Origin of the sequence: Neobacillus piezotolerans (genome assembly GCF_003362805.1) — a bacterium.
In the GTDB taxonomy this organism is placed as follows: domain Bacteria; phylum Bacillota; class Bacilli; order Bacillales; family Cytobacillaceae; genus Bacillus_D; species Bacillus_D piezotolerans.
This window is the reverse complement of record NZ_QNQT01000001.1, coordinates 1,007,824-1,030,154: the sequence shown is the minus strand read 5'-3', so window position 1 is coordinate 1,030,154 and position 22,331 is coordinate 1,007,824. Positions and strand designations below refer to the sequence as shown.

The window sequence follows — 22,331 nt, the reverse complement described above, 5'->3', positions numbered from 1 at the left end:
AAAGTAAATGAAGAAATTGGAGGAATTGGCAATGGGCTACGATTTCAATTTATTAAGCTTTAGAAAACTGGATCGTAACGACTTGGATAAAATGCATAAATGGTTAAACAATGGTTTTGCTGCCCAGTGGTATGGCAAAAAACAAATGACCATGGATGAGGTTAAAGAAAAGTATTTGCCCTACATAAACAATGAAAAACCTACACAAAGCTATATCATTTCATATGAAAACAAGCCTATTGGCTACATCCAAACTTATAAAATAAACGAGTATCCTGAATATGCAAAACAGGTAGCAATAGTTGAAGATGCATCCGGTCTGGATCTATTCATTGGCGAAGAAGAGTTCATTCATAAAGGATTAGGCAAACACATCGTTGGCAGGTTCTTAAAGGAGATTGTATTCTCTCTAAGTGATTCAGTTAGTTGTATATTAGGGCCTGAACCCGATAATATAGTAGCGATAAAAACCTATGAAAAAGTTGGGTTCAAATATGTTAAGACGGTAAGTACAGATGATGGGGATGAATACATCATGAGAATTGGGAAAGATGAATTTGAGTACTTTTAAGTAGAAAAACCCCATTCGGAAACAATATCGCATCCGAATGGGGTTTCCTCACAGAATTATTCTTCATTGCTATTTTGTATTTGCCGTTTTACTTCCTCAACATCCGTATCACTATACAACGCAGTACCCTTCCCGCCTGTTTTTGCTAGTAGTTCCTTTACCTCGTTATATGACAATCCTGACTCGGCGTTCAGCCTTTTCACTTCATCGATATCCGTGCCGACTGATGTGAAATTCTTATTGTTTTGCTCCATAAAACCACCTCCAGTATTGATGGCATTATGTTCCACCAAGCTTACTGATTTTATTATTAAAACCAATGATTTTGTGAAAACAAAAGCCCCAATGTGGAATTTTCATGCCGAAATTTCAAAGAATAAGGGATCCTCTGACTGCCGCTACAGCCGGAGAATCCCTATTAGAGTAACGTGCCCTTTAGGCCGCCTGGTCAACCGCACAACTAAGCTGGAACGTAGGTCAACCTGATCACCTGCTCGCCAATTCGATCGCTTGCCACGAGGCGCAGCGGCGGCCGCGGACCGGCGAAGAACGGCTTGCCCTGACCCAGCACGACTGGATGGAGATAGAGTCGATACTCATCAACGAGACCTAGCTCCGTTAGACTGTGCGCCAACTCCGGCCCGGCAACTTCAATCTCCCCTTCATGCTGAGCCTTCAGCCCATGTATGGCCGCTGCGAGGTCGCCCTCAATCAGAGAAGCGTTCGGACCGACGGACTTTAACGTCCTCGACACCACCCACTTTGGTTTGCTTTGCCACGCCGCTGCGTATTCCCGTTCCGGTGCATCCCATTCTAAATGGTCTCCGTCCCAATACCGCATGGTCTCATACATGCGGCGCCCGTACAGGCAGCCCGAAATGCCGCTCACGTCGTCGATGAAATGACGGAATAGCACGGGGTCGGGCTGAAATGCGGGGTGGTCGTGGTCCACGAACCCGTCCAGTGACTGGTTCAATGCGAAAACGATCTTTGCCATGCGACTGACTCTCCTCCCTGGTTTTCTCGCACATTCATCATCAAGATTACACTTTCCATATGCAGCCTCCTTTATGTCTGCATTTTATCATCCTACAGCATGTCCGGTTTCTCATGGATTGCTAATGAGTACAGTCCTAGCCTGACCGAATACAACTTTCATTTAAAGAAGGATAAAACGAACCCACATATGAGGTCGCCTCGTTCGTTGCAGAGGGGTGTTCTTAAGGTCATTGAACGTTTGGCGACAGGACTTACACCGCTTTAAGAACTCTTATGTAGTAAATTTAAGCACTCTACAGAACACACGTTTTGGTGTACAATAAGATTTATGGTTTTTTACATAAATTTTTTGAGGAGAAATGAATATGAATGGCACATCGCACGCAGCAATTGGAGCAGCAACAGGGTTTGTTGTGGCCAATTCATTTGCAGCCTCTCCGTCCACAACACTCTTGCTTGTTGGATTAGGAGGCGTTTCAGGTTTGATTCCTGATCTCGATATTGACGGAAAGCTTCGCGGCAAAATCACGTTGTCGCATAAGATGATCAGCTTGTCCGCCCAAATCATTGGAATACTCATGATTTTGTACAGTTTTTTTGAGAAAACAGCGACTGAAAGGTGGCTCGGACTCGGAATCGGAGTAATGATCAATGTGGTTGCATCGTTTATCAAGCAAAAACATATGCTGACGATTACCGGAGCTGCGGTCATTGCGGGAGGTTTTTCCTTGGACGAACTTTGGTTAATCCTGCTAGGGGTCTACGTTATTATCGCGTCCTTTTCTTCGCACCGAAGCTATACCCATTCACTCCTGGGGGTTATCTTCTTCGGATTCATTGCTTATAAGTTTGAGGCCTCCCTCGGAATCCAGGGTGTTTTCTATACATGTTTAGGAGGCTATGTCAGCCATCTATTCGCAGATTTAAAAATCCTGCCAATGAACAAACGCGGAATTAAGCTTTTCTTGCCAGTGTCATCGAAGGAACTATAATTTAAATACATATTTCCATAGTTTCAAAATTCCCAAGAAATAATATCTTTAAAAGAAGACCAGTAACATACAACGGACGATTTTGCCAATAATAATGGGTAACCAAATTAGAGGAGGTTATCTTCATGAAACAGAATCAACAGCAAAACAGAAACAACATGAAAAAATCATCAGGCACGGCTTCCCAAAAAGTGAAACAGGATATACAGCGAGATGTAAACGCAGGACAAGGAGCAATGACTTCCCGAGAAGCAGGAGCAATGAGGGATTAAGAATTTTTTACCAGTGGACCGACATGTAATTTTGTCGGTCTACTTTAATTTTGCTATTTGTTAACTGTTCCTATTATATGTACGAAAAAGCACTCATCTTTTCTAAAGACGAGTGCCCGGTTTATTCATTGACTCAACTACCCAAATTCCTCTTATTTTCATAAGGAATATTGTGCGGCAAATTCCAGTTAAAACGGACGGATATGATCCTTAAGAAAACGATTAGGATCAATAGGAACGCTGTCGCATAAGGCCCGCGTACCAAGCCTAAACCGATTGCGAAACCAGCAAACGCTGCCCATAGAGCATAAATTTCAGAATGAAAAATCATAGGCTTTCGGCCCGCAAAGACATCACGTATCATCCCGCCGCCAGCACCAGTAATCGTCGAGGCGATGATGACAGCTGCAAAAGGCGCACTAACCGAAACTGCATAGTTTGCACCCTGGATCGCAAATGCCGCCAGACCAATCGCATCAAAAAAGACAATCCAATTTTTAATTTGGTCAAGCCAATAATTCGGCAACAGGAAAACAAGCGTAATCGCGAAAAAGGCTATTTGAAATAGGTTCCCTTGCATCCACGTGTTTTCAATCGGAATTCCAATTAATAAGTTTCGGACAAGGCCTCCCCCGAAGGCAGTCGTAAACCCGAGAACATAAATTCCAAGGATATCATAATCCTCTTCCCTGGCTATTAGGGCACCACTTATTGCGAAAGCAAGGGTACCAATGATATTAAGAATGTCCCATGTCAAAGCGCACCCCTCCTTTTATCAATGGTCCAATTTTTGTCTATCTGTAAAAGATGTAACTAAAAATCAGTGGAGGAAAGAAAACCTCCACTGATTGTAATTTCACCTTTTCGTCACAAAACGACAACTCATTATAACTCAAGAAGGATAAAGTTATCCATACCTATTTTTCCTAGTCTAACCAATAGAAGCCACATACAACATGTCCGACTGCCTTGGCAGCGACAACAAAGTACGAAAAGTCTTCTGATGGCGGCTAAACCGCCTTTCAAAAAAAAGACACCGGGAAGGCCCAGTGTCTAATTCAGCTATTGGATTTTGTCGGTTTTTGATTGACTGTCCGTGTTGGCTTGTAGTTGTTTCTGGCTTTTAGATTGGATGCCCAGCCGATTTTGGACTCATATTTTTGTGTGTATTCCTTTTGGACCAGTTCATGGAGACGGTCCCTGTTCTTGTTCAGCATCTCTTCCATCACTTGGAGACGCCGCGTTGGGAAGCTAAGTCCGGCGAGAATGGTGGTGATGGATGGGTCTGTTTCCGAGATATATGTTCCTTCGAACAGTTCAAGTGGTTCCCCAACCCGCTCGAAAATCGATGGGATGTTAATCAATTTTGAGACATTCTCAGGTCCCTCATAAATCAATCCAGCTCGGATGACGCCGGCCGATTCAACCGGGCAGAAAATCGAATTCGCCCATGACTGCTGGATTTTAAGGGATACTTCCGCAGTTGTTTTGGCATCTGTCACCGTACTTGTGGAAATGACAGTTACCCCTCGTGTGCTTAGGATATTCATAAGGTCGGTTTCATCGAAGTTCCCGTATAGGGAGCTTTTCAAGGTTATTTGCAGGACATGGTTGATTGCTTCCACAACCTTCTGGTTTGAAGCCCGGTAAATTTGCTGTTTGCTGGATTGGGGATTTGTCCTGCGCAACTGGTCATTGTCGACCAGGAAGGTGGATGAAATCCCTTCAATTTTGGAAAGTTCCTCAAGGCATTCCGCTGCATTGATCCGGTTGCCAGCAAGGACATTCCGTTCAGGCACGACAGCAATCGCTCCTACCTTCAGCTTTGGCAGCTGGTTCAGCAGGATTTCAATCAGGAGCGGGCTCATCCCCGACCCGGTTCCACCGTCAGTGGAGAATGCCACAAACAGGAACTTTACTTTTTTGAATGACTTTTCAACAAATTCTACGATCTCCCTGTAATGATCATGTACTGCCCTGGCACCGATCGACCGATCCTGTCCGGCCCCGTTGTACCCTGGAACAAAATACTTGTTTTCAACCCTCGTATTGACGATGCCGTCACGCTGGTTCGTATTGATAAGTGCGGTTGGAAAGCCCAAGGCCGATGCCGCCTCCGCAATATTGCCACCTGCCTGGCCAACGCCCAAGATTCCAAATGGTTTCACCAAATTCCCCTCCTTATCTTATAAAATAATACTCATTAATTCGGAATTTAGACTAATCTTAAATAGGCTTTTCTTGAATCTGCTTTTGATTCCAGAAATGTATTTAAGCTCCCTAAAAAACCGGACTAATTTCTCATTTTACCTATTATCAGAGGGGGATGGGAGTTGCTTTGGATAGGAAAATAAAAACCGCTTTATCAACCCATTAAAAACAGACGAAGGAATTGCCAGCCTGAAACAACAAGCGGAATAATTGATAACAATGTAAGCCATCTTTTTTTGGCAATAAGGCCGACTGCCAGAACGGCCAATCCCACTATAAAAACTACTAAAATCGTCAAAGTCGTCATCGTTTCCCCTCCCTATCAACAAGTTCACCGTCAAATACCTTTTAAAATCATTAATGCATGAAAACCGATAAATATGTTAATCATTCACTTTAGTTTTTTTGACTTATTCCAGCATTGAGTAGAAGCTTCCATTGATTTTCCCAACCTCATTTAGGTAATTCGAAGTATTTCTTAAATTTACCTCAATATTAATATGTATACGGGGACAATCCCAAATTTTACTAAAGGAGTGAAAATGAGATGGGTCGAAAAATCAAGGTCATTGGTTTGCTGATTGCAGCTTTGTCGCTAGTCATATCGGCTGGTGTGGCGGCAGCAAAAAGTAACACTCTTCAGAAATACTTGGCTATGAATGAGGAAAGCGTTGAATCAGAGTTGCAATCGCTGGACACAGAACAGCTCATTGAAGAAATTGATGCCATTGCTTCAACAGAAGAAACAGATGATAAATTAATGCCTTTTGTTGCAGCGCTTTTTGAAAAGAAAAATAAAGTCCAGGATTCACAGTTAGTAAAAATCATTAAAGACAAAAACAAAGCAGATAAAACCAGGGAGGCAATGGTTGACTTATACCTTCACAAACATGAAAAAGAACCGATTACAGAAGAAATGAAAGAGCTCCTTAAAAGCCCTGATGTTAACGAAAGGGTAAAGACGAAAATCGTGGCTGGGGCGAACTTTTCAGGGAAGGACGTTCCTCTCTTAAAAGAATTAATCGCAAAGGATGATGCCCTCGTCGCCTTCCATAGCTTAAAGCAGCTAAGCAAAACGAATGCAAAAGAAGCCTACACCATTTCAAGTGAAATCCTTTCCAATCTTAACGTTGCCCCAAAAGATAAAGTTTCCGCCGCGCTAAAATCCACAGCCAAGTATTTGAAAAAGCAATCCCCTACCCCGAACAATGACTCGAAGGCAGAAGAAGACTTCTTAAACATAAGTTTTAACCTAATCGAAACGAGTAACGATGGCTATCTGAAAGATTCCGCTTTCTTTGCTGTGTCTGATTTGCAAAGTGAAAAGGCCATGAAAAAAATCATTGAAAGCAATTCTGTTGACCGGGAGCTGAAGGTATTTGCGATTGACCAAAACTTCGCCACATTAAAGAAAATGCTGCAAACAAATCCAACAGAATCAGATATTAAGGTGGCCGTTGAAGCAATGAAGCTGTATCCCATTGTTGATTTGGCAGAGGCGCTTGAAAACGCAATGAAAACAGTAAAAAATCCACAGTTGAAACAGGAAGCGAAAGACGCCATCAATTTAATGAAAGAACAAGGAGTAAAAGGAAATGAGAAATGGCTCGATAAAAACTAAAAAATGCGAGGTGAAAAAAATGAAAAAACAAATTCGGAAAATGGCTGTTTTCCTTTTCACATTAGTCTTGTTGGCCCCAATGTTTTCAACGAACGCCGAAGCCGCTACCGGGTATCAGGGATATGCAATCTACCGGGATGGCGTATTTTATGGGTATGATTGGCACGCTGGAATGATGGATGACCCCTATAGGGATACTACTTCTCTTCCCGTTTTACATGCGCCTGGATCAGGGAGTGTTGTAAGCTGGGATAGTTGGAGCAACTTTATGAAGGGAAATAATTTCAAAGGGGTTTACAGGCCCAATCGGGCACCCACTACGTCGGAACGTGATTTGTTCGTTTCGATGGGCAGAAATTTAAGAACTGAAAATATAACCTATAATGTCGCATACCAAGTATATTATGACACAGGAAGTTCTGGTACTTGGGTCGATCCCAGTGAAGTTTCTTCGATGAGATGTGACGGCGTCGTTGAGTATATTTTTGAATGGTATAGTTTCAGAATCTATGGCAGTGACACGTATTGGGATGTAACCCGGAACTCTTTTTGGGGACGGGACCATCACAGCGGCACAGCCATTACTCCGAAAAAGCAAGTGGGCTATATGACATTAGTCAAAAGCACAGCTCCATAAAAGAAGTGGTTTATTCTGATAAATAGACAAAAATAGTGGAACCCTTCAGTTCAAAGGGTTCCCTTTCCACTTTTAGCAGGCCATTACAATTTAATACCTTGTTCTTTTGACTGGATGAAATAAACTTCCTCATACTCTGATTTTTTATAAGCAACATCAAATTTATCAAGGTCAATTAAATCCTTAAAAGTATTTGGCAGCTTACAATTCCAGTGCAACCCTTGAATCTGATGCGGGAAATAGTCGTCATTTGGATTTGGCGTATGAACATAAACCGCGTCAGATATAGGATCTTGTTCGTGAATACAAATCCATGCTTGGTAAGGCTTTTCGAATCCTTCAAGCTGCTTAAGCAACCTATTGTATAGAGCTACATGGGCTTTGATATGCTCCCTTCTTATTTTCAAACTATTTTTCCCAACTCCAAAAAAATCAAGGTGGACATGCCAGAAGTCAAACCATGACTCATGATCGAGCTTTAAGTCACAAGTGTTGACTTCCTTCCACAGATTTCGGATGTATCTTTTCTTTCCACGAAGTTTTTTCAAATTAGTCCTCCAACCAACTCTTGAATCTTAAAACCCCATCGTTCCCGTATTAAGTGCTATATACAAAATGAGAAGCAACAAAATCATGGTTGCCGAAATACTCAACCCGAACGCCTTAAGTTTACGGAAAACAGTCATGAATAACAACGCGATTCCGCATGCTGTCAGGATATAAAAGAGCGTTGAATTAATATAGTCGAACAAATATGTAAGGGGTTTAACCTGCTCGATCCCCATAAAATAGAACAGGAAAAACCCTGTGATGATTCCACCTAGGATTTGAATTAGGGTCTGCATGCATCCTCCAGTTGTTCCCCGTTACTTTTTGCCGCTTTCTAATACCAGTTCCTCCGCCATTTTCCTCAGTTTGTACTTCTGAATCTTTCCTGACGCCGTTGTCGGGAACGATTCGCAGAATTCAATATACCTCGGCACCTTGTAACGGGCGATTTTTCCAAGGCAGAATTCGCGGATTTCATCTACTGTCGCGGTTTGTCCCTCCTTAAGCTGGATCCAGGCCATCACTTCTTCACCGAATTTTTCGTCGGGAACTCCGACGATTTGGACGTCAAGCACGGCCGGGTGCTGGTAGAGGAATTCCTCGATTTCGCGCGGGTAAATGTTTTCGCCACCTCGGATGATCATGTCCTTGAGGCGGCCGGTGACCCGGCAGTAGCCGTTTTCATCCATGACGGCTAGGTCGCCTGTGTGCAGCCATCCGTCCTTGTCGATTGCCTCGGCCGTCGCTTCGGGATTTTTGTAATAGCCTTTCATGACATGGTAACCGCGCGTGCACAATTCGCCCTGCTCCCCGTACGGCACTTCTTCGTTCGTTACCGGGTCGACGATTCTCACTTCGACGTTCGGCAGCGCTTTGCCGACCGAGGAAACGCGCAGTTCAATCGGGTCGTCCGTCCGCGTTTGTGTGATGACTGGTGATGCTTCCGTCTGGCCGTAGCAAATGGTGATTTCTGATGCGCCCATTTTTTCGATGACAGCTTTCATGACTTCGATTGGGCAATTGGACCCCGCCATGACACCTGTCCGGAGGCTCGAGAGGTCGTATTTTTCAAAATCGGGATGATTCAGTTCGGCAATAAACATTGTTGGGACGCCATGCAGCGCGGTGCAGCGTTCCTTTTCGACCGCTTCAAGCACCTTTTTCGGGTCGAACTCCTGGACAGGGACCATCGTTGCCCCTACCGAAACGCAAGCAAGCGTGCCGATGACGCAGCCAAAGCAATGGAAAAACGGCACCGGGATGCAAAGCCGGTCATCAGCTGTCAGCTTCATGCACTCGGCGATGTTGACACCGTTATTGACGAGGTTGTTATGCGTCAACATGACGCCTTTTGGGAACCCGGTCGTTCCGGATGTGTACTGCATGTTAATCGGGTCATCCGGATCGAGCTCTGACATTCGCTTGTCGAGTTCCTCGTCGGACACTTCGTCCTTCAACGCAAGGATATCGTCCCAGTGCAGCATCCCCGGATAGCGGTTGTCGCCGAGTACGATGACATTTTTTAAAAAAGGAAGGTTCTTCGACTTCAGCTTCCCTGGCTCCGATGTTTTCAATTCGGGTACGATTTCATAGAGCATGTCGATGTAGGAGGCGTCCCGGTAATTTTCCATCAGGATCAAGGTTGTCGAATCCGACTGTTTCAGGAGGTATTCGAGTTCCGCGGTCCGGTAGCTCGTGTTGACGGTGACGAGGACGGCTCCCATTTTTCCGGTAGCGTACTGTGCCGTCACCCATTCCGGCCGATTCGTCGCCCAGATGGCCACATGCTCCCCCATTTCGATTCCAAGCTTCATCAATCCCTTCGCAACGTCCCGGCACAGTTTTTCGAACTCGCCGTATGTATAGCGCAACCCCCTGTCCGGATAAACAACTGCATCACGCTCCGGCTGCCTTGCCGCGGTTTCCTCGAGCAGCTTGCCGATTGAAATGTTCATTAGCTCAGCCAATTCGTACAACCTCCTTGGATTCATTATTGTTTTTAAAAAAGCGGTGTTTGGTACTCTATTTCAATCCTATAGTTCAATATTATAATCCGAAAATTCAGATATTACATCTTTGAAACGGAGCTTAACCAACTTTCTTAAAAAAGTTCATTTTGAGTTTATTGTAAAGCTCCCAATCCAGTTATCCTTTACCGGCTTAAAAGCAGATCTAAAGGGTACTATACCTCTATAATCCATTAAAACGAGGTGTCAGGAATGTCTAATATGCTGAAAAAAGAAGAAATGGAAACATTAAGGGAATTAATAGAAGACGTAGACACAGCCATGCTGACGACGGTAACGGATGAAGGTCTTGTTTCACGCCCTATGAAAACACAAGAAGTAGAGTTTGATGGCGACTTGTGGTTTTTCACGAAAAAAGAGACTAATAAATATGAAGAAATTTTAAATGAACAAGATGTGAATGTGACTTATGCGGGCAAATCGTATGTTTCCGTCCGTGGAAAAGCGGAGATTATTGAGGATTTAAACAAGAAAAAGGAATTGTGGAGCAAAGCAAATGAGATGATCATGCAAACCTCTTATGATGATCCTGATGTAGTCTTGATCAAGGTTAAAGCGGAAGCAGCCGAATACTGGGAAACAGGCAATTTTGTGAAGAAAATCGCATTCATGTATAAGCGCATGACAGGGAAAAGCGGCAAATCGGCGGATGTAAATGAAACGATTGAACTAGAATAACAAAGAACGGAGATGGATTGTCTGTTAATGGACAATCCATTTTTACTATATCGGTTCTTTGCAACAGCGTTCGTACTATTCACTAGCTTTCTGGATTTGTGATAATCACTCGTGAACCGTTGTTCTCTAAAAAAACTTAAACCCTGGTTGCTTCTATCTTTTATTTTCCTAGCAATTCAAGCGATTTTTGCTTATGGGTATGATATAAAGGATTCTTCGGATCATGCTTAATTGCATTTTCAATAGCCTCAATCGCTTCCTCATGCCTTCCCAAGGAACGTAAACTGTTCGCTTTATGGAAGGAGAAATCGTAGCGGTGCGGCTGAAGAGCTAAAAGTTTATTCATGGCCTGCACTGCCTCTTCATGTTTGCCAAGCTCTCTTAGATAATTGGATTTATGGTATAGATAGAACGTTTCTTCCGGATCCAAGGCAACTGCTTTATTGTATTCCGCCAAGGCTTCTCCTGGTTTTTTCATCAGCCGCAAGCAATTTGCTGTGTAAAAATAGAAATCCAGGTCAGTCGGATTAATGGCCAATGCCTGTTGATACTGTTGCAGTGCCTCTTCAAATCTCTTTAATTCTTGTAGAAAATGCCCTTTATAGTAGATTAAATCTGCATTTTGCGAATCGCTTTCGAGAGCTTTTTCGATTACTCCAATCGCTTCCTCATACTGGTCGGCCCTGGCTAACAATTTACCTTGTTTAATCGCCTCATTCGTTTCAACATATTCTTTCGTTAAAATACGAACGACCTTTTCCTGTTTTAAATCGATTGCATGCTGCAACGATGACTTTCCATCACGATCGGGTAAATGGACATCTGCCCCAGCTTCAACGAGCAATTCGATGACATCCGAATACAAACGTCCGCCATTCCCTAAAATAACGGACTCTAGTAATGCGGTCCATCCCAAATCATTGGCATGGTTGACTGGAATTCCAGCGTCCAAACATCTTTGAACTGTTTTCAAATAACCTTTTTCACTGGATGGCAGTAACGCTGTTCCTCCGAACCGATTTACACTCTTCAGGTCAGCTCCATAATCCAGCAACAAGCTTAAAATTTCGTGGAACCCATTTGCTCCAGAACAAATAAAAGGAGTTAATAGTGTAATGTCTCTAGCGTTGACATCACTTCCAGCTTCCAAAAGGACTTTTACAACTCCGATCTGGTTTTTCTGGGTAGCTGCCATTAAAGCAGTACGGCCATCCGCATCCTTATATTCAACACTTGCCCCTTCAGCCAAAAGTTGACGGACAGCTTCAGCATCTCCTTGTTCACTTGCATGAATCACTAGTTGATTTACTGTTTCTGTTTTCATCTTTATTATCTCCTCTTATTCATTTAACGTTGTTCATCAAAACATGATTGGAAAAACTTTCTGAAAAAAATTCATCCGGCATTGTTATGAACAGCACGGAGAATCATTCTTTATATTTATTTTACTGTTGGTAGTACTCAAACATATTACAATATTCTTTCTGCTCTACCTTCACCATCTTGAGAACACTTTTATTTTCACCCTGTAAATGCTTACGCAAGTGCATGTCCAACAAGGGTTGAATCTGCAGTCAATTTCATATATTCCATAATAGTTGCCCACTTTGAATAAAACAAGAAATTGTAACTTCCTAAGGAGATGTTTTTGCATCGAAATACACACTAATATACCGAATTGAAAGATCAAAGAGATATTGAACTGTGATTTGAAAAACCCCGATGAACTTTTGACTCCAATTAGGTTTAAGGATCTTTAGATTATTAAACAAAAATATACAAATCAATTAGGTAAATGAATATAACTAAAAAATAGCCTTGAATTGAGATTTGATAGCGATTCAAGGTTGGTTTCCCAGGAGTACAGGATATACTCGTATTTCCTTAGTCTTCAAACCTTTAAATATAGCAGGAACTTTTTGTTCGATGGCGAATTGGATAGTATAGCACATAATGTTTGGAGGCATAGCTTTGTTACTTTACAATTGATTTTATCAACTTCCCAGTCATTTTTTTAAAAAAACAGGAGTTGATAAAATGATTTATAAAACTACGATTGATGGTGTAACACACGAAATGCTGCACGGTTTTTTCGTTGGCTGGCCAAATCCGCCGAGCCCGGAAACGCACTTGAAGCTGCTTGAAAACAGCAGCCATATTGTGGTTGCTCTGGAAGATGGGAAGGTAGTCGGTTTTATTACGGCAATCAGTGACGGCGTCCTTTCCGCCTACATCCCCTTCCTCGAAGTGCTGCCGGAGTACCAGGGAAAAGGCATTGGCCAGGAACTCGTGAAACGGATGCTCGACCAGCTCGGCACCATCTACATGATTGACCTTTGCTGCGAAGACGACCTCGTCCCCTATTATGAAAAGTTCGGCATGTTTAAATCGAACGGGATGCTTTTCAGGAACTATGACAGGCAGTCGGGGGTTTAGTTTTAACTGTGTAATGGAGACTTATTTTTCCAAAAGGAATACGCCCAAAGCATCAATCCGCTTTGGGCGTTTTTGTTAATGGCCATTTCTTCCTGCGACTGTAAAATTAGATTCTGGACAGCCAATTGCCTGGTCTGCGACCGCCTGCTCCGCCAGAAACCCTGCGGCATCGTGGATTGTTCAAGTCCCGGCCGCAATCGACTGTGCCGCAAAAAGTATTATTGTCCAAATTCCGGAATAGGATGATGTGAGGTTTGGCGTGACTTGATCCTCGCTGGGAGGTTTTCATGAAAAGTACAAAAACACTCTGGCTCGTCCGCGTAGTATGGCTCGTAACCGCTTGTTTTGCAATTTACTTCTTTATTCTTGATTTTCCCGTTCGGCTCGAAACGTATAGTTCCATATGCGAAAATCCCTCGGACTGCCTTGAAACCGGCCAGCTAACCGGGGATGAAGCCGGACAGCTGAGCCAATTGGGATTATCCCTGGATTCATATGCCGGGTTTAAAGTATTCCTCGAAATCGTGAATGTTCTCGTTTATTTCGGCGTTTCATCCCTTTTGCTATTCCGTAAAGAACAACCATTGTTCAACCTCTACGTTTCCCTTGTTTTCCTTTCACTTGGATTCGGCCTTTCCTACAACTTTCTGAACGACCATCCTGCCCATTTCATCATGTACCATTTTATTAGCAATTTCGGCGCAACCTACCTTGTCTTATTCTATGTACTCCCCGATGGAAAGTTTGTCCCTAAATGGACTGTTTTTATCGCCCTATTTTGGATTTTGGTCGGCATCTTTTCGGTTTATTTTAAAGGAAGCGTTTTGGATGTCGAGAAATGGCCAATTTGGCTTGGGGCGTTTTGCTGGATCAGCTTTCACGTTGGGCTGATTTTTTCACAAATTTATCGTTACAGGAAAAAGGCTGATTCCATTGTACGGCAGCAGATGAAATGGTATTTATACAGCATTATTATGTACGTTATAGCGTTATTGCTTTTAAATTTTGTAGGCCCGCTTAACATCTCTTTAAAAATTGCGACGGAAGTGGTTTTTGCCTTGAGTGAAATGCTGATTCCCCTTTCTATCGGTTTTGCCATTTTTAAGTACCGGCTCTGGGATATTAACTTTATCATCCATAGAACCGTTCTTTATGGAATCCTCAGTTTACTCGTTGTCCTTTTTTACAGTATAAGTATCAGTGTTTTGAGCAGATATATCGTCGAAGAGGAAAAAATGATCTCCTCCTTAATAACCGCTGGTATGATTGCGATTGGTTTTCAGCCGGTAAAGGAAAAACTCCAATCGCTTGTGAACCGACTTATATTTGGTGAACGGGACAATCCCCTGTCCATCCTTAAAAAGTTAAGTTCCACGCTAACCGCGGCAGGCAGCCTGGAAAATGTCCTTCCCCTGGTTGTCTCTACATTGACGAAAACATTGAAAATCCCGTATGTGGCGATTCGCCTGATTGGAAAAGAAGAGCCGTACATTGCAGCATCAATCGGCACCCCGAATAATGCGTACACGGAAATCCCCTTTTTTTATCAGGGAAACAAGCTCGGTTCATTACTACTCTCAAGCCGGGATACAAATGAACCGTTCCGGCAACGGGATATAGAACTTCTGGAAGGCCTGGCCCAGCAGGTTGGTATCGTTGCCCAATCCATCCTCTTGCATAAAGATTTGCAGAGGTCGCGCAGCAAGCTTGTCCTCGCCCGGGAAGAAGAACGGCGGAGATTGCGAAGGGATTTGCATGATGGGCTGGGGCCGAGTTTGGCGAGCATCAAGATGAAATTGGATGTAGCAGAATCCTTTATCATTTCAAAACCGGAAAGCGCATCCCAGATTATCCATGATACCGGTAACCAATTAAAGCTGCTGATTGAAGAAATCAGGATCCTCGTGTACTCACTTAGGCCGCCTGTCCTTGATGAATTGGGCCTTTTGGCCGCAATTAGGGAAATGTGCAGCCACTATAGCCAGACCGGGATTAACTTTTCTGTTCTGGCCACTCCTGATCCCCTGCCCGCCTTGCCAGCCGCCGCTGAAACAGCCGTGTATCGAATTGCCCAGGAAGCAGTTACGAATGTGGTCCGCCATTCTTCTGCAAACCAGTGCGCCATTACCATTTTAGAGAAAAATGGGAGTTTGCACTTAACTATTGTTGATAACGGCAAAGGAATGCCTAAGCAGGTTAAAAGAGGCGTAGGTTTGCACTCAATGAATGAACGGGCGGAAGAATTAGGAGGGACAACAATGATTGAAAATAGTGCCGATGGCGGCTTAGCCGTCTTGGCAAAAATACCAATCAATAGAGGTGGATTTGATGATTAGGGTATTGGTTGTGGACGACCATCCATTGTTTCGCGAAGGAATTGCAACATTGCTCCAATCCACAGATGAAGCTGAGTTAATAGGTGAAGCCACAAACGGGAAAGAAGCGATTGATTTGGCTTTCAGGCTAAATCCGGATGTCATTTTAATGGATTTGAATTTGCCGGTTTTAAACGGGATTGAGGCGATTCAATCAATTGCCCGCCAAAAGCCGGAAATCGGAATCCTCGTGTTGACGATGTTTGATGACAACGACCTGGTATTTGCCGCACTAAAGGCTGGAGCACGCGGATATTTATTGAAAGGAGCGAACCGAACAGAAACATTGCGGGCAATCAGCGCGGTATCCAATGGAGAATCAATCTTCAGCCCGCAAATCGCCATTAGGCTGTTATCGTATTTCAGGACTGGGCAATTAAAGGAAACCGTTCTTTTCCCGGATTTAACGGGACGGGAACGGCACATTTTGGAATTGATTGTGGACGGCAGGGATAATCCCGAAATAGCAAGGAATTTAGGCATTGCCTTAAAAACCGTCCGAAATCACCTCTCCAATATTTACAACAAACTTCAGGTGGCAAACCGCGCTGAGGCGATTGAGCAGGCAAAAAATGAGGGAATGGGGAAAAAGTTTTAACGATTGCTGGATTGTCCCATGGTGTTCCCGGAAAGTTCCCGACCGGTTCGGGTAATGGCTCCCATGACAGCGGGTAATTCCCGGTGATAATTTTGAATTATAGAATACCGGATGTCCTTTGAACTTATTCTTCCCCTCCGGTATTTTAAATTATCATTAAAGGGAGATTGAGAGAAATGAAGTTTTCTAATCTTTTTTTCCGGGTGAGCGGCGCATTTATGGTGCTGGGGTCGATCGCAGCTGTAATTGGTCACTTGTTGAAGCCGCAACCCCCAGTTTCCAATAATGGGATTGCCGTTTTTATTTCAGAGTCGCTGCACTCCGATACGTTGTTGATTATCGGGGTGCCGGTCGTATTGCTTTGCATGGCTGCGATTTTTATTAAGCAATCCGAAAAATTATCCCTTTGGGGATGGGCAGGATACCCTCTTATGTTTATTGGTTTGCTCGTTGTGGACCTGATTCAGCCGGTCATTAGGCTTGCCGCGTATCCTTATGTCCTTGCGGATGTGAACGGTGAAAAGGAAATTTTCCAAGCCGTTACGACGATTTACGATCAGGAGCCATTTGGCTTTTTAAACTTTCTATTGCTGCTGAGCCTGATTGGGCCGCTTTGGTCAGCGGTTGCTTTCTGGAAAGCAAAAACGTATCCAGGTTGGTTGCCGCTCATGCTGGCACTTCTCGTTCCCGTTTTCATTATCGCCCCTCTCTTCGGATTCTTTAATTTTCCGGCTTATCTGTACGTCGTTTTCACCCTTTTTGGCATTCGGTTAATCACCGATACTTTGAAAAAGCAATCAGCCCCGTCCCATTCTCCTGACCTTTAAAAAATTAATCTATTTTATGAGGGGACCGTCTGCGGACTGGCCCCTTCAGTTTTTTTAGCGGGAACATAACTTTTTCGATTGTCATTTAGTGAATTGGCAAGGTCAGTCCAGGACTTCTGAGCTTTTTTTCAGTTTATTCTTTTGAAAAATGATTACCTGAAAATAAAAACGGGTAAAAATCTCTGGAATGAAAAAACAATTTTGGGGCAGGTAGATAATGCGGACTAGAATTATTGAGATTTTAAATGAGAATCGCAGTGAGCTTTTGGCAAATTGGACAATTGAATTGCATCAGGCCCTGGCAGAGGTCGAGTACACGCAGGGAATTTTGGCAAATGAGCTGTTTGATATTATTTTTGAATGCATTAAAAATATGGACACCGATTCCTCCTCAGACCTTAATGCTTTCTATAAAAAATTGATGGATTTAAATGGGTCGTTAAATTTTTTGACGTATGGATTTCAGGTTTTTCGGAGGATCGCGTTATCAACACTGCTGGGTGAAGATTTGACAAAAGAAGAAGTTCTTCAGGTTTATTATGAAATCGACCGCTGGTTCGATCCGATCATTTCCCAGGTTGTTAACGATTGCTCAAACAATTGGGAAAACGCCCTTACCCAGCAGCGGCAAACGATCCAGGAGTTATCGGCGCCGGCAATCCAGCTTTTTGACAACATCATTGTTATGCCTCTTGTCGGGAGCATCAACGAAGTCCGGGCGATTACGATCATGGAAAGCCTTCTTGAGGGGATTGAAAGGCATAAGGCGGAAATTGCTTTTTTGGATGTAAGCGGGGTTCCCACGATCGATACCTTTGTTGCCCAGTCACTCGTCAGTTCCACCCGGGCAGCGGGATTGGTTGGAACAGAGTGCATAATCGTGGGCATGAGGCCGGAAATTGCCCAAACCATCATTGGCCTGGGCATCCATTTAAAAGAGATTAAGACATTCGGGTCGCTGAACAGCGGGCTGATGTATGCCATGAAACGAATGAAAATACAGAAATAATTTTTGGAGGCCCCCCTTTGGGAGGGTCTTTTATTTGACCGTCAGCCCACATCTTCCATTAAATCGCTTTTTTTAGTCCATATTTGAACTAACTTTAATTCCTGGCCTTATCGCAAGCCTCAACAAAAAACAAACAGTGGGACACAAATGTTCCCACTGTTTGATTCGGTTTTTTATAGTTTTGAAAACAATTAATCCCGGCTCGTGCTATAAATTTCGTTTAAAACAAACTTCCCTTCTCCGGGATTGTCGGCTATTTCATTCATTGCCTCAAGATCGTTAAAGTGCCACCATTCCGATGCCAGCGGGCTGAGCCCGGCGGTTGTGCAATACGTTTGTAATTTCCCGGCAGCCTCATTCATGGAATCGGCATAAGTCGCATTCTTCCATGCTGTTTCTGACCTCGATGGGACTGGAGCGGTAAAGGTCGCCGATGCCCCGCTCAATTCATGAATCGGCGTCGGCATCTCATACTCCGTATAATCGGTAATCATTAAAACAGTGTATTCGCCGATTGGCACCTCTTTTTTCTCATTTACTTTCACTAAACTTACATCGATGGCATAGCCCTTTTGATGATTTGATACACCGTTTGTGATGAACCAGGTGATGTCCCATGGCGGTGTATTGATTCCCGCCATTACGTCCGGGTCTTTTTTTGCTAAAGCACTCAGGTTGTTGACAACTGCCATTTGAACTGTAAGTGGCCTGAACGCTTCATATATTTTTAGGGAGTCCCCTTCTTTCAGAGCATGCTGCTGAGCATTGTAGATTTTTTTCGACATCGTATAAAGAACAGGCATAATGTATTCTTCTTTTCCAAGCCGCTCGTTAAATGTCTTCCCAGGATATAAAGCCTGGTTGGTAATCGTGGGTATGGCTTTGCCTGATGAGACAAATTTTGAAGAATACGTATTCGTGTTGTCATAAACAATCGAAGGAATGACATCGGGAAGATTGATAAAACAATATTGATGCGGCAGCCAGCCAGATGTATGCCCACGTTGTATAAACCACCAATCCCCTTCTTCCTTTATGATATCAAAAGCTGTTCCAGCCTGAATAGTTTCTATTGTCTTTGCCTCGGGATTTGCCTCAGCCTTTAATTCCAGTGCTACAGATGTATAGCCCGTTGCACCATTGACGGGGAGTTCCAGCTCACCTTGATAAGGTCTTCTTACCATGTCTTGTTTTTCAGCTGGTTTCTTTTTTAATGTATTAGAATTGGTTTCCTGATCCGCTGCAGCCGGCGGTGTTTGTCGATCGTTTCCGGAGCGTTCTTCGTCCGTTCCAGTAGCGCAGGCTGCGAGGACAAGGATGATTGCCATCAATAACGCAGGCAGAAACTTATATTTGCAATTAAACATCAACCTTCTCCTCAATTTTTGCTACCCAAAAATAATATGTCTAAATAGATACAGGATAAGTAGGTGTGCCGGGTAAAAAATGTAAAATCCCCATTTTATCAGGTTCGATTTTTTGCCCCGCTCCCCATTGTATATGGCCAATAAAGGAATGACTAATAAAATTCCAAAGCGGAATATCGAGTCAAACCCCATGGAAACGATGCCAGGGATAATATAGAAAACTGTCCCAATCGTTGCGTAACTCGTCATTTGCATCCTGAAATTCCCTCTGAATATGCCGAAGAACATTACCCACAATACAGCGATATAATTCCAGTCGGCTGTATAGGCGAGCAGACAGCATATGCAGACCAAAACCCCTTTTAAGCCAAGGGGAATATCGTCTCGTTTGCTGATCCCCAAGGCAACGAGCCCCATCAGCAATGACCAGATGACACTTGTCCCCTGCCACCATTCCAGCCCAAAATAGAGCACAAAGGGGAAATGTGAAATGAGCGCAAAAATAAACAAGCGTTTCTTATACTTTTTTAGATTTGACGTATAATGAAATCCTTCAGCGATTAAATAACACATAATTGGTGCTGCGAGTCTTCCAAATGTATGTATAACGATGTCCAGTGTTGTCCCTCTCTCAACCAGCCATATAGCCGTATGGTCAACGATCATGGCGATTATCGCAATAACCTTGATGGCATTTGCATCCAAAGCTCCAATACTAATCGCACCTGATCTCAATGTCCCTGTGTTATTGACTTCCAACCTGTACACTCCCATCTTGCTATATTGATTTCCGAAACCCTAACACTTACTATTCCTTTAAAACAAGGACATTAAACTTCTTTTTTCGACAAAAAAAGAGCATGGCGTTTTTCCAGGCTCATTCACCTGTTAGATTGGATTTGATTATCGTTTTTTCAATTGGTTTATTGTGACAACGAATTGTGGTTTTTGCGCTTTACTGTCAGAAATCAGGGGGGCTTCTGACAACCAACCGGGATTTTCGCGCTTACCTGTCAGAAATCAGAGGGGATTCTGACAACCAACCGAGATTTTCACACTTCGCTAGTCAGAAATCAGAGGGGATTCTGACAATCAACCGGGGTTTTCCCGCTTCGCTGTCAGAAATCAGAGGGGATTCTGACAACCAACCGGAGTTTTCGCGCTTCTCTGTCAGAAATCAGAGGGGATTCTGACAACCAGCCGGGATTTTCGCGCTTCGCTGTCAGAAATCCAGAGGGGATTCTGACAACCAACCGGGATTTTCGCGCTTACCTGTCAGAAATCAGAGGGGATTCTGACAACCAACCGAGATTTTCGCGCTTACCTGTCAGAAATCAGAGGGGATTCTGACAACCAACCGGGATTTTCGCGCTTACCTGTCAGAATTCAGAGGGGATTCTGACAACCAACCGGGATTTTCGCGCTTACCTGTCAGAAATCAGAGGGGATTCTGACAACCAACGGGAGTTTTCGCGCTTCTCTGTCAGAAATCAGAGGGGATTCTGACAACCAGCCGGGATTTTCGCGCTTTGCTGTCAGAAATCAGGAGGTATTCTGACAACCAGCCGGGATTTTCGCGCTTCGCTGTCAGAAATCAGAGGGGATTCTGACAACGCATTGGGGTTTTGACGCTTTGCTGTCAGAAATATAAGGTAAGTGATCCGCGCTTCAACCCGCTATTGAATTATGTTGCTTGAATTGGCAAATCATAAGAAAAAAGCGAGAGTAGGGATTGCTGGTGGATACACAAAATCCGATGGATGTAATAAGCCCGATTCATTTAAGTACAAAAGAATTGAGTGAATCGCAGCCTTTGAGCAGTGTGGAGATGGGCAAGCTTTGGGCTACCTATACCGGGAACAGCATGTCTATCCAAATTTTGAGCTATTTTTTGGAGCATTGTGAGGATGAACATATTCGGACGCTTTTGGAGAACGGTCTCTCCCTCAGCAAAGACTTTTTGCAAAGAATTGAGGCGTTTTTTAACGAAGCGGATTTTCCCCTGCCAATCGGTTTTACGGAGGAAGATGTTAATCCAGGTGCACCGCGATTATACGAAGATCAATTTTACGTGCATTATTTAAAATATGCCTCCAAAGCGGGGATAAGCATTTACGCGGTAGCGATTCCGTTAATGATGAGAGAGGATATAAGGGAGTTTTTTGTTTACTGCCATGAATGCACCACCATCTTTTTAGGACAGATCAACAATGTATTAATCGACAAAAATTTTATTGCAAAACCACCTATTATTCCAACGCCCGAATACTCTGACCATATTACCAAACAGACTTATTTAAACGGGTTTGTAGGCGATGTCCGCCCATTGCACGCCCTTGAAATTACGCATCTCTATGACAACATTGAAAACAACACGACAAGCAAAGCGTTGCTCCTTGGTTTTTATCAAACTGTGAAGGACGAAAAGATAAGGGCCCTGTTCAAGCGCGGATTGGATATAACCGATAGGTCCGTGAAACGGTATATGGAAAAACTTCAGGAGGAACATTTGCTGACTCCTTCATTTCTGGACCATTTGGTTACGACATCTGCCTCCCCTCCTTTTTCCGATAAAATCATGCTTTTCCATAAGGTGGACATGTTTTCAATGAAAATAAGATCATTTGGAAACTCCCTGGCGGTGAACGGGAGACGGGATATCGCATTAATGTATGGGCGTTCTCTAATGAACACCGGCTTATTTGTAGATGATGCGACGAATATTCTCATTGATAAGGGATGGATGGTCTCCCCTCCTAAAGCTTTTGACCGGGACAAACTTCATTAAGGTGGACGTGTCACATCCTAATTTATTGTCCTTAAACAAAAAAAGGCAAGCTGCCTTGAGCTTGCCTTTTTGCTTTCCCAATATATCGGAAGACATATTATGGTAAAATGTATTTAAGTGGTATTTTTGTGGAGGTGGCAGGATGAAAAATGCTCTATTTGGATTGGTTTTCCTTGGCATTGGCCTTTATTTTATCCTTATTGGCTATACTGTGTTCGGTTCGATTGGCGCCATCATCGGAATCGGTTTCATGTTCAACTACTTATTAACCTCTAGAAGTTTAAAAAAGCGCGATGAAAATAATGAAAAAAACCCGATGGATGACTCCTATCTTCCGCGGCAATAATTTGCTTTTGAGGCTAGCAATTTAGAAC

At 43.4% G+C, this 22,331-nt stretch carries 24 protein-coding genes; 13 read left to right on the top strand and 11 right to left on the bottom strand.

Annotated elements, in window-relative coordinates; translation table 11 throughout:
• The first annotated feature begins 7 nt into the window (after positions 1-7).
• Positions 8-571, top strand: coding sequence for a GNAT family N-acetyltransferase (locus tag DRW41_RS04965; RefSeq protein WP_115450823.1), 564 nt, complete (start codon positions 8-10; stop codon positions 569-571).
• Positions 572-627: 56 nt separating this feature from the next.
• Here the strand turns inward: DRW41_RS04965 and DRW41_RS04960 are convergent, their stop codons facing one another.
• Complete coding sequence (locus tag DRW41_RS04960) at positions 628-825, bottom strand: gamma-type small acid-soluble spore protein (protein WP_115450822.1); 198 nt, start codon at positions 823-825, stop codon at positions 628-630.
• Positions 826-1,031: 206 nt separating this feature from the next.
• Complete coding sequence (locus DRW41_RS04955; protein ID WP_115450821.1) at positions 1,032-1,568, bottom strand: dihydrofolate reductase family protein; 537 nt, start codon at positions 1,566-1,568, stop codon at positions 1,032-1,034.
• A 367-nt stretch (positions 1,569-1,935) separates the two neighbouring features.
• On the opposite strand from DRW41_RS04955, the gene DRW41_RS04950 reads away from it, so the two are divergent.
• Both DRW41_RS04950 and DRW41_RS22860 read left to right on the top strand, forming a co-directional pair.
• A complete protein-coding gene (locus DRW41_RS04950) occupies positions 1,936-2,562 on the top strand; it encodes a metal-dependent hydrolase (RefSeq protein ID WP_115450820.1) in 627 nt (208 codons plus the stop codon).
• A 125-nt stretch (positions 2,563-2,687) separates the two neighbouring features.
• Positions 2,688-2,834: a hypothetical protein gene (locus DRW41_RS22860; RefSeq protein WP_181884412.1), complete on the top strand. Its 147-nt coding sequence runs from the start codon at positions 2,688-2,690 to the stop codon at positions 2,832-2,834.
• A 133-nt stretch (positions 2,835-2,967) separates the two neighbouring features.
• Here the strand turns inward: DRW41_RS22860 and DRW41_RS04945 are convergent, their stop codons facing one another.
• The 3 genes from DRW41_RS04945 to DRW41_RS22855 all read right to left on the bottom strand — a co-directional run bounded on the left by DRW41_RS04945 (position 2,968) and on the right by DRW41_RS22855 (position 5,352).
• A complete protein-coding gene (locus tag DRW41_RS04945; RefSeq protein WP_115450819.1) occupies positions 2,968-3,591 on the bottom strand; it encodes a trimeric intracellular cation channel family protein in 624 nt (207 codons plus the stop codon).
• Between the two features lie 301 nt (positions 3,592-3,892).
• Entirely contained in the window at positions 3,893-5,002 is a 1,110-nt protein-coding gene (locus tag DRW41_RS04940) for a tubulin-like doman-containing protein (RefSeq protein ID WP_115450818.1), read from the bottom strand.
• 197 nt (positions 5,003-5,199) lie between these two features.
• Entirely contained in the window at positions 5,200-5,352 is a 153-nt protein-coding gene (locus DRW41_RS22855; protein WP_181884411.1) for a hypothetical protein, read from the bottom strand.
• A gap of 240 nt (positions 5,353-5,592) precedes the next feature.
• Here DRW41_RS22855 and DRW41_RS04935 point away from each other — a divergent pair, with 240 nt between their 5' ends.
• Both DRW41_RS04935 and DRW41_RS04930 read left to right on the top strand, forming a co-directional pair.
• Entirely contained in the window at positions 5,593-6,666 is a 1,074-nt protein-coding gene (locus DRW41_RS04935) for a hypothetical protein (protein ID WP_115450817.1), read from the top strand.
• A 19-nt stretch (positions 6,667-6,685) separates the two neighbouring features.
• On the top strand, positions 6,686-7,303 hold the full coding sequence (locus DRW41_RS04930; RefSeq protein WP_115450919.1) for a hypothetical protein: 618 nt from the start codon (positions 6,686-6,688) through the stop codon (positions 7,301-7,303).
• Between the two features lie 83 nt (positions 7,304-7,386).
• Here DRW41_RS04930 and DRW41_RS04925 read toward each other — a convergent pair whose 3' ends face one another.
• From DRW41_RS04925 to DRW41_RS04915, 3 genes are read right to left on the bottom strand one after another with little or no spacing between them, the layout of a single operon-like run.
• Positions 7,387-7,851: a hypothetical protein gene (locus tag DRW41_RS04925; RefSeq protein ID WP_115450816.1), complete on the bottom strand. Its 465-nt coding sequence runs from the start codon at positions 7,849-7,851 to the stop codon at positions 7,387-7,389.
• Positions 7,852-7,878: 27 nt separating this feature from the next.
• Positions 7,879-8,148 (bottom strand): hypothetical protein, encoded by a 270-nt coding sequence (locus DRW41_RS04920; RefSeq protein ID WP_115450815.1) that lies wholly within the window; start codon positions 8,146-8,148, stop codon positions 7,879-7,881.
• Between the two features lie 21 nt (positions 8,149-8,169).
• Positions 8,170-9,807 carry an AMP-binding protein gene (locus DRW41_RS04915; RefSeq protein WP_245959354.1) on the bottom strand — a complete coding sequence of 546 codons (1,638 nt, stop codon included), beginning with the start codon at positions 9,805-9,807 and terminating at the stop codon, positions 8,170-8,172.
• Between the two features lie 264 nt (positions 9,808-10,071).
• Between DRW41_RS04915 and DRW41_RS04910 the strand changes: the two genes are divergently transcribed.
• A complete protein-coding gene (locus tag DRW41_RS04910; RefSeq protein ID WP_115450813.1) occupies positions 10,072-10,557 on the top strand; it encodes a pyridoxamine 5'-phosphate oxidase family protein in 486 nt (161 codons plus the stop codon).
• A gap of 160 nt (positions 10,558-10,717) precedes the next feature.
• Here the strand turns inward: DRW41_RS04910 and DRW41_RS04905 are convergent, their stop codons facing one another.
• Positions 10,718-11,881 carry a tetratricopeptide repeat protein gene (locus DRW41_RS04905; protein ID WP_115450812.1) on the bottom strand — a complete coding sequence of 388 codons (1,164 nt, stop codon included), beginning with the start codon at positions 11,879-11,881 and terminating at the stop codon, positions 10,718-10,720.
• Between the two features lie 713 nt (positions 11,882-12,594).
• Here DRW41_RS04905 and DRW41_RS04900 point away from each other — a divergent pair.
• From DRW41_RS04900 to DRW41_RS04880, 5 genes are all read left to right on the top strand, one after another.
• Complete coding sequence (locus DRW41_RS04900; RefSeq protein WP_115450811.1) at positions 12,595-12,993, top strand: GNAT family N-acetyltransferase; 399 nt, start codon at positions 12,595-12,597, stop codon at positions 12,991-12,993.
• Positions 12,994-13,280: 287 nt separating this feature from the next.
• Positions 13,281-15,329 carry a sensor histidine kinase gene (locus tag DRW41_RS04895; protein WP_115450810.1) on the top strand — a complete coding sequence of 683 codons (2,049 nt, stop codon included), beginning with the start codon at positions 13,281-13,283 and terminating at the stop codon, positions 15,327-15,329.
• Entirely contained in the window at positions 15,322-15,966 is a 645-nt protein-coding gene (locus DRW41_RS04890) for a response regulator (RefSeq protein WP_181884410.1), read from the top strand. The genes DRW41_RS04895 and DRW41_RS04890 overlap by 8 nt, the downstream gene beginning before the upstream one ends.
• 176 nt (positions 15,967-16,142) lie before the next feature.
• Entirely contained in the window at positions 16,143-16,793 is a 651-nt protein-coding gene (locus tag DRW41_RS04885) for a hypothetical protein (protein WP_115450809.1), read from the top strand.
• A 217-nt stretch (positions 16,794-17,010) separates the two neighbouring features.
• Positions 17,011-17,802: an STAS domain-containing protein gene (locus DRW41_RS04880; RefSeq protein WP_115450808.1), complete on the top strand. Its 792-nt coding sequence runs from the start codon at positions 17,011-17,013 to the stop codon at positions 17,800-17,802.
• Between the two features lie 191 nt (positions 17,803-17,993).
• Here DRW41_RS04880 and DRW41_RS04875 read toward each other — a convergent pair whose 3' ends face one another.
• Together DRW41_RS04875 and DRW41_RS04870 are read right to left on the bottom strand one after the other, a co-directional pair.
• Positions 17,994-19,169 carry a M15 family metallopeptidase gene (locus DRW41_RS04875; protein WP_245959338.1) on the bottom strand — a complete coding sequence of 392 codons (1,176 nt, stop codon included), beginning with the start codon at positions 19,167-19,169 and terminating at the stop codon, positions 17,994-17,996.
• Between the two features lie 21 nt (positions 19,170-19,190).
• Positions 19,191-19,928, bottom strand: coding sequence for a TraX family protein (locus tag DRW41_RS04870; protein ID WP_245959337.1), 738 nt, complete (start codon positions 19,926-19,928; stop codon positions 19,191-19,193).
• 997 nt (positions 19,929-20,925) lie between these two features.
• On the opposite strand from DRW41_RS04870, the gene DRW41_RS04865 reads away from it, so the two are divergent.
• Together DRW41_RS04865 and DRW41_RS04860 are read left to right on the top strand one after the other, a co-directional pair.
• On the top strand, positions 20,926-21,957 hold the full coding sequence (locus tag DRW41_RS04865) for a DUF3231 family protein (protein ID WP_115450806.1): 1,032 nt from the start codon (positions 20,926-20,928) through the stop codon (positions 21,955-21,957).
• Between the two features lie 142 nt (positions 21,958-22,099).
• Entirely contained in the window at positions 22,100-22,303 is a 204-nt protein-coding gene (locus DRW41_RS04860; RefSeq protein ID WP_115450805.1) for a hypothetical protein, read from the top strand.
• The last annotated feature ends 28 nt before the right edge of the window (positions 22,304-22,331 follow it).

What these genes read in the sequence shown, in the direction of transcription:
- DRW41_RS04965 (WP_115450823.1), top strand. Translation starts at nt 8, where the DNA reads ATGAAGAAATTGGAGGAATTGGCAATGGGCTACGATTTCAATTTATTA.
- DRW41_RS04960 (WP_115450822.1), bottom strand. Translation starts at nt 825, where the DNA reads ATGGAGCAAAACAATAAGAATTTCACATCAGTCGGCACGGATATCGAT.
- DRW41_RS04955 (WP_115450821.1), bottom strand. Translation starts at nt 1,568, where the DNA reads ATGGCAAAGATCGTTTTCGCATTGAACCAGTCACTGGACGGGTTCGTG.
- DRW41_RS04950 (WP_115450820.1), top strand. Translation starts at nt 1,936, where the DNA reads ATGAATGGCACATCGCACGCAGCAATTGGAGCAGCAACAGGGTTTGTT.
- DRW41_RS22860 (WP_181884412.1), top strand. Translation starts at nt 2,688, where the DNA reads ATGAAACAGAATCAACAGCAAAACAGAAACAACATGAAAAAATCATCA.
- DRW41_RS22855 (WP_181884411.1), bottom strand. Translation starts at nt 5,352, where the DNA reads ATGACGACTTTGACGATTTTAGTAGTTTTTATAGTGGGATTGGCCGTT.
- DRW41_RS04935 (WP_115450817.1), top strand. Translation starts at nt 5,593, where the DNA reads ATGGGTCGAAAAATCAAGGTCATTGGTTTGCTGATTGCAGCTTTGTCG.
- DRW41_RS04930 (WP_115450919.1), top strand. Translation starts at nt 6,686, where the DNA reads ATGAAAAAACAAATTCGGAAAATGGCTGTTTTCCTTTTCACATTAGTC.
- DRW41_RS04920 (WP_115450815.1), bottom strand. Translation starts at nt 8,148, where the DNA reads ATGCAGACCCTAATTCAAATCCTAGGTGGAATCATCACAGGGTTTTTC.
- DRW41_RS04915 (WP_245959354.1), bottom strand. Translation starts at nt 9,807, where the DNA reads ATGAACATTTCAATCGGCAAGCTGCTCGAGGAAACCGCGGCAAGGCAG.
- DRW41_RS04910 (WP_115450813.1), top strand. Translation starts at nt 10,072, where the DNA reads ATGTCTAATATGCTGAAAAAAGAAGAAATGGAAACATTAAGGGAATTA.
- DRW41_RS04905 (WP_115450812.1), bottom strand. Translation starts at nt 11,881, where the DNA reads ATGAAAACAGAAACAGTAAATCAACTAGTGATTCATGCAAGTGAACAA.
- DRW41_RS04900 (WP_115450811.1), top strand. Translation starts at nt 12,595, where the DNA reads ATGATTTATAAAACTACGATTGATGGTGTAACACACGAAATGCTGCAC.
- DRW41_RS04895 (WP_115450810.1), top strand. Translation starts at nt 13,281, where the DNA reads ATGAAAAGTACAAAAACACTCTGGCTCGTCCGCGTAGTATGGCTCGTA.
- DRW41_RS04890 (WP_181884410.1), top strand. Translation starts at nt 15,322, where the DNA reads ATGATTAGGGTATTGGTTGTGGACGACCATCCATTGTTTCGCGAAGGA.
- DRW41_RS04885 (WP_115450809.1), top strand. Translation starts at nt 16,143, where the DNA reads ATGAAGTTTTCTAATCTTTTTTTCCGGGTGAGCGGCGCATTTATGGTG.
- DRW41_RS04880 (WP_115450808.1), top strand. Translation starts at nt 17,011, where the DNA reads ATGCGGACTAGAATTATTGAGATTTTAAATGAGAATCGCAGTGAGCTT.
- DRW41_RS04875 (WP_245959338.1), bottom strand. Translation starts at nt 19,169, where the DNA reads ATGTTTAATTGCAAATATAAGTTTCTGCCTGCGTTATTGATGGCAATC.
- DRW41_RS04865 (WP_115450806.1), top strand. Translation starts at nt 20,926, where the DNA reads ATGGATGTAATAAGCCCGATTCATTTAAGTACAAAAGAATTGAGTGAA.
- DRW41_RS04860 (WP_115450805.1), top strand. Translation starts at nt 22,100, where the DNA reads ATGAAAAATGCTCTATTTGGATTGGTTTTCCTTGGCATTGGCCTTTAT.